Below are 13,733 nucleotides of genomic sequence, written 5' to 3' on the forward strand. Positions count from 1 at the left end.
CAGTTCAATCTCTGTTTGTTGGCATTTCTGCCACCCTACATTGCTGCAGGGGTCGCTCACTCAAAATACTGACCGTTATCTCATTGCTGAGACAACGTATTTCTTTTTTGTGAACATTTGATAATTTAAGTAATCAAGAACCGAAGTTCTTGGCACCTTCATCAAACGCCCACACTTATCGACTGTTAATTTTTAAAGAACTTTATTCGGTGCTGCTTCTACCGTTTGCTACGAAGCGTTGTGTTCGTTAGCAGCAGAGAGGCGAGATTATGAAGTGTTTCTCATTTTTCGTCAACCCCTTCTTTCCTTCTTTTTCTTCGCTGTCGCTGCGTTTGAGGCGGCGTCTGCGTCGAGGAGCGAGACTATAACAAAGCCAGGATCGTCTTGCAATGCTTTCTCTTGTGATATCGTGGCCGCCGCCCATAGCGACCTTTTTATTACTCATGCATATTCCTGTTATTGCCCCGATCGCCCATGCGGCGCTGTCCCAATCCCTGGCCGCCGCAATCAATAACAAGACCAAGCCGCTAGGCAGCCTGGGCCGTCTGGAGGATCTCGCCACCCAGTTGGGCCTGATTCAGCAGACAACCCGGGTAACGATCGACCAGCCTGCCATCCTCGTCTTTGCGGCCGACCATGGCGTCGTCGCGGAAGGTATCTCTGCCTACCCACAAGACGTCACCTGGCAGATGGTCGAAAACTTCCTCGCCAACGGTGCGGCCATCAATGTGTTCGCGCGCCAGAATGGCTGCGCGCTGCGCGTGATCGACGCCGGCGTGAACCACGACTTCGGCGTGCGCGATGGTCTGCTCGACCGGAAAGTCGCCAATGGCACCAATAACTTCGCTGTCGAGCCGGCGATGTCGGCGCAGCACTGTACTACCGCCCTCGAACATGGCATGGCCCTGGCGCGCGACCTGCCCGGCAATGTCGTGGGCTTCGGCGAGATGGGTATCGGGAACACGACTTCTGCGGCAGCCCTGATGCACAAGCTGACCGGCCAGCCGGCGGCTGCCTGCGTCGGCGCCGGCACCGGCCTGACGACTGATGGCATCCGCCATAAAGAGCGCGTGGTTGCTGCCGCCGTCGCGCATCACACCAGCGTGCGTGAGCCTCTCGAGGTCCTGGCCACCTTCGGCGGCTTCGAAATCGCAATGATGGCCGGCGCCATGCTGCAGGCAGCCAGCCTGCGCAAGGTGCTGCTGATCGACGGCTTCATCGTCACCAGCGCGCTGCTGGTCGCCGCTCGGCTGCAACCGGCGATCGTCGACTACTGCGTGTTCGCGCACTGTTCGGGCGAGCATGGCCACGCCCTGCTGCTCGAGCAGCTCGGAGCACGGCCGCTGCTCGACCTGGGTCTGCGCCTGGGCGAAGGCACCGGCAGCGCCCTTGCCCTGCCCCTGCTGCACGCAGCCGCCAACTTCCTGGGCGAGATGGCGACCTTCGCATCGGCCCAGGTCTCGGCACAACTGGGCGAGCACGCGGGATGATTCATCAACTGCGCCTGTTCTTCATTGCGCTGCAGTTTTTCACGCGGCTGCCGATCCCGCGCTGGGTCGGCTTCGAGCCGGCATGGCTCAATCACGCGTCGCGCTACTTCCCGCTGGTGGGCGTCGTGGTGGGCGCCATCGGCGCGGCCGTCTACTTCATCGCCGCGCACTGGCTGCCAGCGCCAGTGGCCGCCGTGCTCTCCACCGCCGCGACCATTTACCTTACCGGCGCCTTCCACGAAGACGGTTTCGCCGACACCTGCGATGGTCTGGGCGGCGGCATGACAAAAGAACGCGCGCTCGAGATCATGAAGGATTCGCGCGTCGGTGCGTATGGTGCGATCGGCATCGTCTGCATGCTGGGCGCGAAGCTGGCCGCACTTGCCACGCTGCCACCCTTGACTGCCGTCGGCGCCCTGCTGCTGGCGCACCCGCTCTCGCGCCTGGCCGCCACGTCCCTGATCTGGCAGATGGACTACGCCCGCGCCGAAGGCAAGGCCAAGCCGCTGGCCGTGCGCATGAGCAGCACTGAATTCGGGATCGCGACGCTTACGGTGCTGGCGCCAGCGATCGTGCTTCTCGCCGTCGGCCTGCTTGACCTGGCCGCGATTGGCGCAGCGCTGTTTGCGGCCTTGCTGGCCACGCGCTGGCTGGCCCGCACATTCACACGCCGGCTGCAGGGCTACACGGGCGACTGCCTCGGCGCTGTGCAGCAGTTGGCCGAAGTGGCCATCTATATCGCGGTGCTGGCCACACTCGGCCGCGGCGCGCTGGCCTGATGCGCCTGTACCTCGTGCGCCACCCGAAACCGGACGTGCCGGCCGGGTACTGCTACGGCCGCACCGACCTGCCAGCACAGGCAGCCGACATCGAACGCGTGCTGGCGGCGCTGACCAATCAAGGCATTCCCAAAGCCTTGCCGGTCTACGCCAGTCCTTTGCAACGCAGCGCCGTGCTGGCGCAGCAGCTGTCAACCGCGCCCACGTTCGACGCGCGCCTGGCCGAGATGGACTTTGGCGCCTGGGAGCTGCGCCAGTGGGACGACATCGCCCGGGACGAGATCGATGCCTGGAACGCCGACCTGCTTCACTACCGCCCCGGCGGCGGCGAGAACGTCCTGCAGGTGGCCATGCGCATGGACGCGTTTCGGGCCGACATCCAGCGCGCAGGGCACGCCGAGGCAGTCGTCATCTGCCACGCCGGTACCATGCGCCTGCTGCACGCCATGTCCAGCGGCGGAACATTGGAGGATGCTGCGCTGCGTGCGGCATCGACACCACACCAGATCAGCTACGGCGAAGTCATGGTGCTGGAAATATGACAACGCCCGGTTCAACCACCTTATAATGAGCGCGTTTTGGTGCTCGCACCTGCGTTCGCAGGTGCAGTTAAACGGGAAACACGAAGCTCTTCACAGGGCCAACGCGTGCTGCCCCCGCAACGGTAAGCAAGTGCTGCAGCCTCTCATCGGGTCCTGCGGCAAACCGCCCCCTCATACCACTGTGCTTTAAAAGCATGGGAAGGTCGGACGGCCATACTTGTCAGCCCGGATACCGGCCAAAAGGTGGATACGCGCACAGCGCGATCCTTTGAATCCAGCCCACGGGGACGTCGGCGGGATGCCTTTGATAAGAACCACTCATGAATTTTCCAGTAAGCCGGCAAGCGGCCGCCGTGTCGCTCGCACTCGCCCTCATCTCGTCCACCGCCATCGCCGAAGTCGCTGACACCGTCGTCGTCACCGCGACCCGCACGCCGCAACTCGCAGCCGACCTGATCGCCGACACCACCGTCATCAACGCCGAAGAGATCGCGCGCTCGGGCGCCGGCTCGGTGGCCGACATCCTGCAGCGCCAGCGCGGCATCGAGATCGCCCGCAATGGCCCGGCCGGCACCACGACCAGCGTCTATGTGCGCGGCGCAAACGCCAATCAGATCGTTGTGCTGCTCGACGGCGTGCGCATCGGCTCGTCCACCACCGGCACCGCCAGCTGGAATGCCATCCCGCTGGGCGCCATTGACCGCATTGAAATCGTCTATGGGCCACTGAGCACGCTGTACGGCGCCGACGCCATCGGCGGCGTGATCCAGATCTTCACCCGCAAGGGCGAAGGCGTACCTGTCGTCACTGCCTCGTTGGGCGCCGGCAGCAATGCGACGCTGCAGGGCGATGCAGGCATCTTCGGCAGCAGCGGTGGACCGAATGCCATCAACTATGCCTTCGGCGCCGGCTACGAAGAGTCGGATGGCTTCTCGTCCACGCGGCCCGGTGCGTCAGGCTACAACGCCGACGAAGACGGCTACCGCCGCCGCAATGCCAACGGCCGTGTGTCGATGGCGCTCGCGCCGGGCCACGAGATCGGCGCCCAGTTCCTGGCCAGCCGCACGTTCAGCCAGTACGACGCCAGTAATTCCGGCAACTACGACGTGCACAGCGACTCGGACATCAATACCGCCGCCGTCTACATGACCAACCAGATTTTGCCAAACTGGCGCAGCACCGTGCAGTACGCGCGTTCGGAAGACAAGTCGGGCAACTTCAGTAACGCCACGGCCAGCGGCGCCAGCCAGATCGACACCGAGCAGAACGAAGTCTCGTGGCAGAACAATGTCGCGATCGGCCAGGACACGCTGCAGCTGCTGTTCAACCACCGCAAGGAAGAAGTCTCGTCGATGCGCCAAACGCGCATCACGAATTCGTATGCAGCAGCCTACTCGGCCAAGCGCGCCAATCACCTGTTCGACGTCAGCGCGCGCCAGGACCGCTCGGTCTACGGCAGCCAGAACACCGGCGCCGCCGGCTACGGCTACGAGTTCGGCAACGGCCTGCGCGCCACTGCCAGCATCGGCACGAGCTTCCGCGCCCCGACGTTCAACGAGTTGTACTTCCCGGGCTACGGCCTGGCGACGAACAAGCCGGAAAAAGGCCGCAACCGCGAAGTGGGCCTGCGCTACGACGGCAACGGCTACAACCTCGATGCCACGTACTTCCACAATCGCCTGACCGACATGATTGTCTCGGCCACGCCATGCCCGGACGGCATCAACCGCAGCTGCGCCTACAACGTCAACGAAGCAACGCTCGAAGGCTTCTCGCTGGCCGGCAGCACGCGCCTGATGGACGTGAACCTGCGCGCCAGCCTCGATTGGCAGGATCCGCGCGATGACACCACCGGCCGCCAACTGGCGCGCCGCGCCAAGAAGCACGCCAACTTCGCGGCCGATTACGTGATGGGCCAGCTAAAAAGCGGCGCCGAGCTGACCGTGTCGGGCGACCGTTTCGACAATGCGCCGAATACCAACCGCCTGGCTGGCTATGGTTTGCTGAACCTGTACACCACGTACCAGTTCACGCCTGACTGGTCCTTGCTGCTGCGCCTGAACAACGTCGCGGACAAGAACTACGAAGTGGCGCGCAACTACGGCACCAGTGGCCGCACCTGGTTCGCGTCGCTGCGCTACGGCATCCGTTAAGCTGGCATTTTTCGCCCGCGGCGCACGCGCCGCGGGCATCGATCAACTATCAGGGCCCGCATGCAAGCACCCGTCCCGTCATTACGCCAACGCGCCACGCTCATCATCGGCGCCATGCTGGTCCTGGCCATCGCTACCCTGCTGTTCTCGGGCATGACCGGTTCCATCCGCGTGCCGCTCAGCGACATCCCCGACGCCCTGCGCCAATTGGCAAGTGGCCAACCCGAATCCCTGTCCGCATCCCTGCTCGACCTGCGCGCCAGCCGCGCGCTGGTGGCCTTTGCCACCGGCGGCGCCCTCGCCCTGGCCGGCCTGATGATGCAGGCGCTGTTACGCAATCCCCTCGCTGACCCGTATGTGCTGGGCGTCTCGTCCGGCGCGTCGGTTGGTGCCCTCCTCGCCTTGCTGCTCATGGCGTCCACACTGATGGTCGATGCGGCCGCACTGGTCGGTGCCGTCGGCGTCTCCCTGCTGCTGTACGCGCTGGCGCGGCGCGACCTGCGCAGCGGCCAGGCTGCCGAAGGCGGCGCCTCGATGCTGCTGCTGACCGGCGTGATCGTCTCGGCCCTGTGCGGCTCCCTCGTCACCCTCATGCTGTCGATCGCGCCCGAAGGACGCCTGCGCAGCATGATCTTCTGGCTGATCGGCGACCTGGCAGGCGCGCCGCTGCGCCTGGCGCCGTGGCTCGTCCTGGTCGGCGCGCTGCTGTTTGCCATGCGCAGCGCGCGCGCCATGAACATGGTTGCGCTGCACGCCGAAAACGCGGTCACGCTGGGCGTGCGTGTAAGCGCGCTGCGCAAGGGCTTGTTCTTCGTGTCGGCGCTGCTCACGGCGAGCGCCGTCACCAGCGCGGGTTCGATTGGATTCGTCGGCCTGATCGTGCCGCACGCCTGCCGCTTCGCCTTCGGTCCCGACCACCGTGTCCTGATTCCCGCCGTCGTCCTGAGCGGCGGCGCGTTCCTCGTGCTGTGCGATACGCTGGCACGCACGATCGTCGCGCCGCAGCAGCTGCCGGTCGGCGCCATCACGGCGATGATCGGTGCGCCGGTCTTCCTGTATCAACTGCACCGCATGCGCAAATGACCGTCATCGCCACTCAAGATCTGCGCCTCTCCGTCGCCGGCCGCACTCTGGTGCAGGGCCTCGACTGGGCCGCGCAACCCGGCGAATGCTGGAGCATCATCGGCCGCAACGGCGCCGGCAAAAGCACCTTGCTGCGCACACTGGCGGGCCTGCACCAGCCCGACGGCGGCGCCGTTCACATCGGCGGGCGCGCCCTGGCGGCCTGGCCGCTGACCGACCTGGCGCGCGAGCGCGCCTTTCTCGCCCAGTCGCGCCACGACGCCTTTGCCTACACGGTGCTCGAGAGCGTGCTCTCTGCGCGCCACCCGTACCACGCCAACCGCTACTGGGAAGGCAGCGACGACCATCAGGTTGCGCTGGAAGCCCTGGCGTCGATGGACGTGAGTGACCTGGCGGCGCGCGACGTGCGCACGCTGTCCGGCGGCGAGCGCCAGCGCGTGGCGATTGCCGCCCTGCTGGCCCAACAAACCCCGCTGCTGCTGCTCGACGAGCCAGCCAATGCGCTCGACCTGGCGCATCAGGTGAGCGTGACAGGCCTGCTTGCGCGCCTGTGCCGCGAGCAGAACAAGACCGTGGTCATGATCGGCCACGACCTGAACCTGGCTTCGCGCATCTCGACCCACGTGCTGCTGCTGATGGGCGATGGCCGCTGGCATGCAGGCACCAACGAACAGACCATGCAGAGCGCGCTGCTGGGCGACTACCTCGGCCACCCGATCGAGATGATCGAACATCACGGCCGCCGCATCTTCATCCCTCAAGAGGATTTCGCATGAACGACATGACTCCCGAACAAACCGCTGCGCTGAACGAACGCCATCGCGTGCGCATGGAACGCAAGAAAGCCGTCATCGACGCAAAGATTGCGTCGGCCGACAAGGAAATCGGCATCATCATCGTCAATACCGGCAACGGCAAGGGCAAGAGCTCGAGCGCGTTCGGCATGGTGGCGCGCGCGCTGGGCCACGGCATGCAGGTCGGCGTGGTCCAGTTCATCAAGGGCGCGCTGTCGACCGGCGAAGAAACCTTCCTGCGCCGCTTCCCGGACGAAGTGCGCTTCCATGCGATGGGCGAAGGCTATACCTGGGAAACCCAGAACCGCGAGCGCGACATCGAGAAAGCGACCGAGGCGTGGGCGCTGGCCAAGCAGTTCCTGTCCGATCCGACCATCGGCATGGTGGTGCTGGACGAACTGAATATCGCACTCAAATACGGGTACGTCGATGTGCACACCGTGATCGCCGACCTGCTCGACCGCCCGACCATGCAGCACGTGGTGATCACGGGCCGTGGCGCGCCGCCCGAACTAGTGGCGGTGGCCGACACCGTCACCGAGATGAACGTCGTCAAGCACGCGTTCAAGGCGGGGATCGGCGCCCAGGCCGGGACGGAGTGGTAATGAGTGCGCATCCCGGCGCGCGTGTGGTGCTGGTGGCGGCAATGGCGTCCGGCCAGGGCAAGACTACCGTCACGGCCGCGCTGGCACGGCGCCTGATCCGCATGGGCAAGTGCGTGCGCGTGTTCAAGTGCGGTCCCGACTTCGTCGATCCGGTGATGCTGGAGAGCGCGTGCGGCACGCCGGTCCACAACCTGGATCTGTGGATGGTCGGCCCTGAAGCCTGCCGCCAGCGCCTGCAGGCGGCCGCCGCGGAGGCCGACGCAATCCTCGTCGAAGGCGTGATGGGCCTGTACGACGGCACGCCATCGAGCGCCGACCTGGCGCGCGCGTTTGGCATCCCTGTACTTGCGGTGCTGGATGCATCGGCGATGGCGCAGACGGCCGGCGCCGTGGCGCAAGGCTTGCGTGACTATGGTCCGGTACAGATGGCGGGCGTGATCGCCAACCGTGTTGCCAGCAGCGGCCACGCGGCGATGGTCAAGGAGTCGCTGCGCGACATTCCGCTGATCGGCACCCTGGCGCGTCAGGAGCATCACCTGCAAGAACGGCACCTGGGCCTGGTGTTGCCGGGTGAAGTCGAAGAGTTGCAGCGTATCCTTGACGCGCTGGCCGACAGCATCGAGTTCGATGAGGCGGCGTGGGATGCGCTGCCGGTGATGGCACCAGCGCATGCCGTCCCGGCGCAAATTGACACGCCCCTTGCCGGCCGCACGATCGCAATCGCGCATGACCCCTCCTTCATGTTCGTGTATCCGGCGAACGTCGAGCTGCTCAAGGCGCTGGGCGCGCAGATCACGTACTTTGCCCCGCTGTCGGACGACGCGGTGCCGGACCATGCCGACGCAGTCTATCTGCCGGGCGGCTATCCCGAGCTGCATGGCGCGGCGCTGCAAGGCGCAACGCGCTGGCGCGATTCGATCCGCGCAGCGCATGCGCGGGGCATGCCGATCGTGGCCGAATGCGGCGGCATGATGGCGCTGGCCGATGGCTTGACCGACAGCGATGGCCGGCGCTGGGAGATGGCTGGCCTGCTGCCGGGCGAAGTGGCAATGCAACAGCGTCTTGGTGGTCTCGGGATGCATGCGCTGGCCACGCCGGAGGGCGAACTGCGGGGTCACACCTTCCACTATTCGCTGCTGGCCACTGACGTCCCGCCGCAGGCACATACCGTCAAGCAGCGCACGCAGACACCGGGTGAAGCGGTGTACCGCGTCGGCTCGCTGTTCGCGTCGTACTTCCACGGGTACTTTCCGTCCAACCCGCGCGCGGTTGCCGCACTGTTTGGCGGTGCGCCATGAGCGCGACGCTGGTCTTTGGCGGCGCACGCTCGGGCAAGAGCGCGTTTGCCGAACGGCTGGCGCGCGAGTCGGGCCGGGTAGTCGTGTATATCGCCACCTCGCGCGCAGGTGATGGCGAGATGGCGGCGCGCATTGCGCTGCACCGTGAGCAGCGGCCACCCGAATGGCGCACGGTCGAGGAAGAACTGGCGCTGGCGCAGACGCTGCGCACCGAATGCCTGCCGGGCCGCCTGGTGCTGGTCGATTGCCTGACGCTGTGGGTCAGCAACCTGATGTTCTGCGATGGCCGGGAGTATCCCGAGGTCGGCGCATTGACGCTGCCGGACCGGTTCCATGAGGAGCGCGCGGCCCTGCTGGACCTGCTCGACGCGGGCGTGCCGGGCGACGTGGTCTTTGTGTCGAACGAAGTCGGCATGGGCATCGTGCCGTGGGGCGCGATCTCGCGCAGCTTTGCCGACGAAGCCGGGCGCCTGAACCAGGCGGTGGCGGCGCGCGTGGACCGCGCGGTGCTGGTGGCGGCCGGCCTGCCACTTGTTCTGAAGGGTTCCCTGTGCTGACTGGCTTGTCGTTGTCGACGGTGGCGCTGCTGCTGGTAGCAGGTGTTGTGCTCGACCTGCTGCTGGGCGAGACGCGGCGCTGGCATCCGCTGGTCGGCTTCGGCAATCTGGCGAACTTCATCGAGCGACGCCTGAACCGCGGCAACCTGCGCCTGCCGCGCGGCGGCCTCGCATGGGCGTTGGCAGTGCTGCCATTGACTGCCTTGTTCGTGCTGCTCACCGATGGCGCCGGCCTGTGGCTGCATGCGGTGCTGCTGTATCTGTGCATCGGCCTGCGCAGCCTGCGCGACCATACGATCCCGATCTACGAGGCGCTGCGCAATGGCGATCTGGCCCAGGCGCGCGCGCTGACTGCCCGCATCGTCAGCCGCGACACTGCCAACGCCAGCGAGTCCGACCTGGCCAAGGCGAGCGCCGAGTCGCTTCTTGAAAACGGCAACGACGCCGTGTTCGGCACGCTGTTCTGGTTCATCCTGCTGGGCGGACCGGGCGCGGTGCTGTTCCGGCTGGCCAATACGCTCGATGCGATGTGGGGTTATCGCAGCACGCGCTTCAATCTGTTCGGCCGCCCTGCAGCGCGCATCGACGACGTGATGAACTATGTGCCGGCGCGCCTGACCGCGCTGTCGTATGTGCTGCTGGCCGGCGCGGGGCGTGCACGCGCCTGGCACTGCTGGCGCACGCAGGCACCGGCATGGAGCAGCCCGAATGCCGGGCCAGTGATGGCCAGCGGCGCCGGTGCACTGGGCGTATCGCTCGGCGGCGCGGCGGTCTACGATGGCGAAGTCGAACAACGCCCGCCACTGGGCGCCGGCCCGGCCGCCTGCGCCGGCGACATCCAGCGCGCCTGGCAGCTGGTGCTGCGCACGACGCTGCTCTGGCTCGGCGTCGTCTGCCTGCTGGCGGTATTGACCATGATCGGGGCGCCGCATGCTTGAACATGGCGGCAACCTGCGCGACGCCGCGCGGTATTACGGGCGCGACGACTGGATCGACCTGTCGACCGGGATCAACCCGCACGGCTATCCGGCGCCGGCGCCATCGCCAGGTGCCTGGCTGCGTTTGCCCGAGCCGGATCCGGCGTTGCTGGCGGCAGCCAGCGCGTACTACCAGGCGCCGCAGTTGCTGCCGGTGGCCGGCACCCAGGCCGCGATCCAGGCGCTGCCCCGTCTGCGTGCACCGTCGCGCGTCGTTGTGTCGGCGCCATCGTACGCAGAGCATGCGCATCACTGGGGCCAGCATGGCCACCTGCTGCGGCAGGTCGCGTATGCCGAGCTGGAAGCGGCGGTCGACGTCAGCGATGTCGTCGTCGTCGTCAATCCGAACAACCCGACCGGCGAGACAATCGCGCCAGAACGCCTGCTCGACTGGGCCACACGCCTGCAGGCGCGCGGCGGCTGGCTGATCGTCGACGAAGCCTTTGGCGACACCGCGACGGCGCTCAGCGTGGCGATGCACGCCTCGCAGCCCGGCCTCATCGTGCTACGTTCGATCGGCAAATTCTTTGGCCTCGCGGGCCTGCGCCTGGGCTTCGTCGCCGCGCACGACAGCCTGCTGCGCGATCTGGCTGACCTGCTGGGGCCATGGACCATTAGCGGTCCGGCGCAGGAAATCGCACTGGCAGCCCTGACCGATAGCGCCTGGCAGCAGGCCACGCATGCCAATCTGCGCCAGTCCGGCGAGCGGATGACGCGCCTGTTGCTGGAATACGGCATCGCTACTACCGGCACGGCGCTGTTTCGCTGGTGGCCGCAGATACACCCCGAAGCATTCCACGCCCACATGGCGGCGCGCGGCATCTGGTGCCGGTTGTTCCGGGATGCCGGGCGCGGTATGCGCGTCGGCCTGCCGGCAGGCGAACCTGAATGGCACCGCTTTGAACAAGCACTTCATGAATGGAACCAACGATGAAAACAACGATGCTGACGGCTGCCCTGATGGCATGTCTGTCGATCACCTGTGCGCAAGCCGCGATCACTGTCAAGGACGATGGCGGCCAGAGCGTCACGGTCGCCAAGCCGGCGCTACGCATCATCTCGCTCGCGCCGAGCGTGACCGAGCTGCTGTTCGCGGCCGGTGGCGGCAGCCGCGTCATGGGCGCCGTCAACTACAGCGATTTTCCGGAAGCCGCCAAACGTATCCCGCGCATCGGGTCGAACCGCGAAATCGACATGGAACTCCTGATCTCGCTGAAGCCAGACCTGATCGTCGCCTGGCGCCACAACAGCTCTGACAGGCAGATCGAGATGGTGCGCCAGCTCGGCATCCCTGTGTTCCAGAGCGATGCGCAGACGCTCGACGCCATTCCCGACAGCGTCGAACGGCTTGGCCAGTTGATGGGGACCGATGCGACAGCCAAAACGGCGGCGGCCGCGCTGCGCACGCAGCTGGCCAGCCTGCGCAAGCAGTACGCAGGCCGTGCGCCGGTGCGCGTCTTTTACCAGGTGTGGGACAAGCCGCTGTACACGCTCAGCGGAAAACACATCCTGACCGATGCGATGCACCTGTGCGGCGGCGTGAACGTCTTCGACAAGCTGGCCGTGACAGCGCCCGTGGTCACGCTCGAGAGCGTGCTGCAGGAGAATCCCGAAGTGATCATCGCCACGGCCGAAAAGAACTACGGCGGCGTGCAGTTGTGGAAAACCTACGGCACCATGACGGCTGTGAGCCGCAATAACCTGTTCACGCTCGACGGCCATTTGCTCAATCGCGCGGGGCCGCGCATGATCCAGGGCACTGCCACCATGTGCGAGGCACTGGAGCAGGCACGCCAGCGGCGCCCGAAATGACGACATTCCCCTACCGGACCCTGATGGTGCAAGGGACGACATCGGACGCTGGCAAGACGACGGTGGTCGCGGCGCTGTGCCGGCTGTTGATGCAGCGCGGCGTGAAGGTCGCGCCGTTCAAGCCACAGAACATGGCGCTCAATAGCGCCGTAACGCGCGATGGCGGCGAGATCGGCCGCGCCCAGGCGCTGCAGGCCATCGCCGCCGGCATCGAACCTCACACCGACATGAATCCGGTGCTGCTCAAGCCATCGAGCGACACCGGTGCCCAGATCATCATCCATGGCCGCGTGCGCGCCGACATGAATGCGCGCGACTACCACCAGTACAAGCCGATCGCGATGGGCGCGGTGCTCGAATCGCATGCGCGCCTGCTGGCGCAGTACGAGGCGGTGATCGTCGAAGGCGCCGGCAGTCCGGCCGAAATCAATCTGCGCGACCGCGACATTGCGAATATGGGCTTCGCCGAAGCAGTCGATTGTCCGGTGATCCTGGTGGCCGACATCGATCGCGGGGGCGTGTTCGCGCACCTGGTCGGCACGTTATCGTGCCTGTCGCAGTCGGAGCGCGACCGCGTGATCGGGTTTGTCATCAACCGCTTCCGCGGCGACATCAAGCTGCTCGAACCGGGGCTGGATTGGCTCGAAGCGCAGACCGGCAAGCCGGTGCTGGCAGTGCTGCCCTATCTGCACGGGCTGTTCCTCGATGCCGAAGATGCCGTGCAGGCGGCGCAAACGAGCAAGGGCGCGTTTCGTGTAGTTGTGCCAAGTCTGCCGCGCATGAGCAATCACACCGATTTCGATGCGCTGCGAGCGCATCCGGATGTCGACCTGCGTTTCGTGCGCGAGGGCGAGGCAATTCCCGGCGCCGACCTGATCATCCTCCCGGGCAGCAAGAACACGCGCGGCGACCTGGCCTGGCTCGATACCCATGGGTGGCGTGAGCAGATTGCGCGCCACTTGCGTTACGGCGGCAAGGTGATGGGCGTGTGCGGCGGGTTCCAGATGTTGGGGCGGACGGTAGGCGACCCGCACGGCGTCGAAGGAATACCGGGCGTGTCGAATGGACTCGGGCTGCTCGATATCGATACCGAGCTGACGCGTGACAAGCAGCTGACGCGGGTGGAAGGACTCTGTGCGTTCATGCCGGGCGATGCGTCGGGTCGCGTCAGCGGGTACGAAATCCATATGGGCATATCGAGCGGTGCGGCGATGACGCGGCCTGTATTTGCCATCGATGGGCGCGGTGAAGGCGCGATGTCGGCAGATGGACAAATCATGGGGACGTATCTGCATGGCCTGTTCGATCATCCGGATGCCTGCAGCGCGTTACTGCGCTGGGCGGGCTCGGGCAGCGAGCAGGTGGTCGATACTGCGCAGCTGCGTGAAGCCAGTCTGGATCGTATTGCGGCGTCAGTAGAAGGATTGCTGGACAGGTTGATTGGCTTGCAGGATCGTGCATAAGCAGGCCCGATTCGCCTGGATGCGAAAAAGCCCGCCGATGTGAATCAGCGGGCTTTTTTGTGCAGATGGGTAGTCATATATTGAGCCAGCTAAATACAGCAACCAAAGCGAAAAGCCCCACTCAGATCACTGAGTAGGGCTTTTCTATATAACTAGCCTGACGATAACCTACTTTCACAC

General features: G+C 65.5%; 14 protein-coding genes and 1 riboswitch. Of the genes, 13 read left to right on the forward strand and 1 reads right to left on the reverse strand.

Annotation, left to right across the window (positions count from 1 at the left end):
• Positions 1 to 247 precede the first annotated feature (247 nt).
• Positions 248 to 445: a hypothetical protein gene (locus IFU00_22695; GenBank protein ID MBD8545090.1), complete on the reverse strand. Its 198-nt coding sequence runs from the start codon at positions 443 to 445 to the stop codon at positions 248 to 250.
• On the opposite strand from IFU00_22695, the gene cobT reads away from it, so the two are divergent.
• The 13 genes from cobT to IFU00_22760 all read left to right on the forward strand — a co-directional run bounded on the left by cobT (position 444) and on the right by IFU00_22760 (position 13,553).
• On the forward strand, positions 444 to 1,490 hold the full coding sequence (cobT, locus tag IFU00_22700) for a nicotinate-nucleotide--dimethylbenzimidazole phosphoribosyltransferase (GenBank protein ID MBD8545091.1): 1,047 nt from the start codon (positions 444 to 446) through the stop codon (positions 1,488 to 1,490). The two genes, IFU00_22695 and cobT, sit on opposite strands and share 2 nt — an antisense overlap.
• On the forward strand, positions 1,487 to 2,269 hold the full coding sequence (locus IFU00_22705) for an adenosylcobinamide-GDP ribazoletransferase (protein ID MBD8545092.1): 783 nt from the start codon (positions 1,487 to 1,489) through the stop codon (positions 2,267 to 2,269). The genes cobT and IFU00_22705 overlap by 4 nt, the downstream gene beginning before the upstream one ends.
• Positions 2,269 to 2,811 (forward strand): histidine phosphatase family protein, encoded by a 543-nt coding sequence (locus tag IFU00_22710; GenBank protein ID MBD8545093.1) that lies wholly within the window; start codon positions 2,269 to 2,271, stop codon positions 2,809 to 2,811. The genes IFU00_22705 and IFU00_22710 overlap by 1 nt, the downstream gene beginning before the upstream one ends.
• 20 nt (positions 2,812 to 2,831) lie before the next feature.
• Positions 2,832 to 3,067: riboswitch (cobalamin riboswitch) on the forward strand.
• A gap of 64 nt (positions 3,068 to 3,131) precedes the next feature.
• The gene (locus IFU00_22715) at positions 3,132 to 4,964 is read left to right on the forward strand and encodes a TonB-dependent receptor (protein ID MBD8545094.1); all 1,833 of its coding nucleotides are present in this window, start codon (positions 3,132 to 3,134) and stop codon (positions 4,962 to 4,964) included.
• 60 nt (positions 4,965 to 5,024) lie between these two features.
• The gene (locus IFU00_22720) at positions 5,025 to 6,047 is read left to right on the forward strand and encodes an iron ABC transporter permease (GenBank protein ID MBD8545095.1); all 1,023 of its coding nucleotides are present in this window, start codon (positions 5,025 to 5,027) and stop codon (positions 6,045 to 6,047) included.
• The gene (locus IFU00_22725; protein ID MBD8545096.1) at positions 6,044 to 6,823 is read left to right on the forward strand and encodes an ABC transporter ATP-binding protein; all 780 of its coding nucleotides are present in this window, start codon (positions 6,044 to 6,046) and stop codon (positions 6,821 to 6,823) included. The genes IFU00_22720 and IFU00_22725 overlap by 4 nt, the downstream gene beginning before the upstream one ends.
• A complete protein-coding gene (cobO, locus tag IFU00_22730; GenBank protein ID MBD8545097.1) occupies positions 6,820 to 7,446 on the forward strand; it encodes a cob(I)yrinic acid a,c-diamide adenosyltransferase in 627 nt (208 codons plus the stop codon). Before IFU00_22725 ends, cobO begins: the two co-directional genes overlap by 4 nt.
• Positions 7,446 to 8,744 (forward strand): cobyrinate a,c-diamide synthase, encoded by a 1,299-nt coding sequence (locus IFU00_22735; GenBank protein ID MBD8545098.1) that lies wholly within the window; start codon positions 7,446 to 7,448, stop codon positions 8,742 to 8,744. Before cobO ends, IFU00_22735 begins: the two co-directional genes overlap by 1 nt.
• Positions 8,741 to 9,301 (forward strand): bifunctional adenosylcobinamide kinase/adenosylcobinamide-phosphate guanylyltransferase, encoded by a 561-nt coding sequence (cobU, locus tag IFU00_22740; GenBank protein MBD8545099.1) that lies wholly within the window; start codon positions 8,741 to 8,743, stop codon positions 9,299 to 9,301. The genes IFU00_22735 and cobU overlap by 4 nt, the downstream gene beginning before the upstream one ends.
• Complete coding sequence (locus IFU00_22745; protein ID MBD8545100.1) at positions 9,295 to 10,239, forward strand: cobalamin biosynthesis protein; 945 nt, start codon at positions 9,295 to 9,297, stop codon at positions 10,237 to 10,239. Before cobU ends, IFU00_22745 begins: the two co-directional genes overlap by 7 nt.
• Positions 10,232 to 11,212 (forward strand): threonine-phosphate decarboxylase, encoded by a 981-nt coding sequence (locus tag IFU00_22750; GenBank protein MBD8545101.1) that lies wholly within the window; start codon positions 10,232 to 10,234, stop codon positions 11,210 to 11,212. The genes IFU00_22745 and IFU00_22750 overlap by 8 nt, the downstream gene beginning before the upstream one ends.
• Positions 11,209 to 12,090 carry a cobalamin-binding protein gene (locus IFU00_22755; protein MBD8545102.1) on the forward strand — a complete coding sequence of 294 codons (882 nt, stop codon included), beginning with the start codon at positions 11,209 to 11,211 and terminating at the stop codon, positions 12,088 to 12,090. Before IFU00_22750 ends, IFU00_22755 begins: the two co-directional genes overlap by 4 nt.
• Complete coding sequence (locus tag IFU00_22760; protein MBD8545103.1) at positions 12,087 to 13,553, forward strand: cobyric acid synthase; 1,467 nt, start codon at positions 12,087 to 12,089, stop codon at positions 13,551 to 13,553. The genes IFU00_22755 and IFU00_22760 overlap by 4 nt, the downstream gene beginning before the upstream one ends.
• The last annotated feature ends 180 nt before the right edge of the window (positions 13,554 to 13,733 follow it).

The sequence above is a fragment of the Oxalobacteraceae sp. CFBP 8761 genome (assembly GCA_014841595.1).
In the GTDB taxonomy this organism is placed as follows: Bacteria; Pseudomonadota; Gammaproteobacteria; order Burkholderiales; family Burkholderiaceae_D; genus Telluria.

Coding starts and splice junctions, on each gene's coding strand:
- cobT (MBD8545091.1), top strand. CDS start 444: ATGCATATTCCTGTTATTGCCCCGATCGCCCATGCGGCGCTGTCCCAA.
- IFU00_22695 (MBD8545090.1), bottom strand. CDS start 445: ATGAGTAATAAAAAGGTCGCTATGGGCGGCGGCCACGATATCACAAGA.
- IFU00_22705 (MBD8545092.1), top strand. CDS start 1,487: ATGATTCATCAACTGCGCCTGTTCTTCATTGCGCTGCAGTTTTTCACG.
- IFU00_22710 (MBD8545093.1), top strand. CDS start 2,269: ATGCGCCTGTACCTCGTGCGCCACCCGAAACCGGACGTGCCGGCCGGG.
- IFU00_22715 (MBD8545094.1), top strand. CDS start 3,132: ATGAATTTTCCAGTAAGCCGGCAAGCGGCCGCCGTGTCGCTCGCACTC.
- IFU00_22720 (MBD8545095.1), top strand. CDS start 5,025: ATGCAAGCACCCGTCCCGTCATTACGCCAACGCGCCACGCTCATCATC.
- IFU00_22725 (MBD8545096.1), top strand. CDS start 6,044: ATGACCGTCATCGCCACTCAAGATCTGCGCCTCTCCGTCGCCGGCCGC.
- cobO (MBD8545097.1), top strand. CDS start 6,820: ATGAACGACATGACTCCCGAACAAACCGCTGCGCTGAACGAACGCCAT.
- IFU00_22735 (MBD8545098.1), top strand. CDS start 7,446: ATGAGTGCGCATCCCGGCGCGCGTGTGGTGCTGGTGGCGGCAATGGCG.
- cobU (MBD8545099.1), top strand. CDS start 8,741: ATGAGCGCGACGCTGGTCTTTGGCGGCGCACGCTCGGGCAAGAGCGCG.
- IFU00_22750 (MBD8545101.1), top strand. CDS start 10,232: ATGCTTGAACATGGCGGCAACCTGCGCGACGCCGCGCGGTATTACGGG.
- IFU00_22755 (MBD8545102.1), top strand. CDS start 11,209: ATGAAAACAACGATGCTGACGGCTGCCCTGATGGCATGTCTGTCGATC.
- IFU00_22760 (MBD8545103.1), top strand. CDS start 12,087: ATGACGACATTCCCCTACCGGACCCTGATGGTGCAAGGGACGACATCG.